The organism is Ornatilinea apprima (genome assembly GCF_001306115.1).
GTDB lineage: Bacteria > Chloroflexota > Anaerolineae > Anaerolineales > Anaerolineaceae > Ornatilinea > Ornatilinea apprima.
The window spans coordinates 1-882 of record NZ_LGCL01000038.1 but is presented as its reverse complement, the minus strand read 5'-3'; the positions used below and the strand labels follow the sequence as shown (position 1 = coordinate 882).

Here is an 882-nt window from a genome sequence, read left to right as displayed (position 1 = left end):
GACCATATAGGCCGCGTCGCGCATGTAAGCCTTTTCCTTGAGCGACATCTCCAGCACGGCGTGGAAGGCTTCGGTCATCTTGGTGTCCAGCTTTTCCAGCACTTCCTGCTTGGTCCAGTAGAAGTTCATGTCGTTCTGCACCGACTCGAAGTACGAGGTGGTGACGCCGCCGGCATTGCACAGAAAATCGGGCACCACAAAGATGCCGCGCTGCTTGAGCACTTCGTCGGCCTCGGGGGTGGTGGGACCGTTGGCGCCTTCGGCCAGCAGGCGCACGCGCGGGCTGATCTTCTGCACGCTCTCGGCGTTGATCTGGCCCTCCAGCGCGGCCGGGATGAGCACGTCCACGTCTTTGCCAATCCAGGCACCGGCGTCTTCGAGCTGGTAGCCGGCGGCTTTGGCTTTGGCCTTGTCAATCGAGCCGTACTGGTCGGTGATGCTCATCAGAAAGCGCGGGGCGATGCCGTCGTCTTTGGAGATGGTGTAGGGCATGCGGTCTTCGCGGTCCCAGTATGAGACGCACACCACTTTGCCGCCCAGCATTTCGGTGAAGCCGATGGCGGCGTATTGGGCCACGTTGCCGAAGCCCTGCACAGCGGCCTTGCAGACCTTGGGGTCCATGCCGAGGTGCTTCATCGCTTCGCGCACGGTGAAGATCACGCCGTAGCCGGTGGCTTCGGTGCGGCCCAGCGAGCCGCCGCCGCCCACGGGTTTGCCGGTGATCACGCCGGGGGTGTACTGCCCGGCCAGGCGCGAGTATTCGTCCATCATCCAGCCCATCATCTGCGGGGTGGTGCCCACGTCGGGGGCGGGCACGTCTTGGCGCGGGCCGATGTTCTTCCACATTTGCTGCACCCAGCCGCGCACCAGGCGCTCTTTCTC

The 882-nt window shown here is 63.9% G+C and carries 1 protein-coding gene; it reads right to left on the bottom strand.

The annotated features are described in order from the left end of the window. A partial coding sequence (locus tag ADN00_RS15225; RefSeq protein ID WP_075063864.1) for a Glu/Leu/Phe/Val family dehydrogenase occupies nucleotides 1–882 on the bottom strand: 882 nt, incomplete at both ends.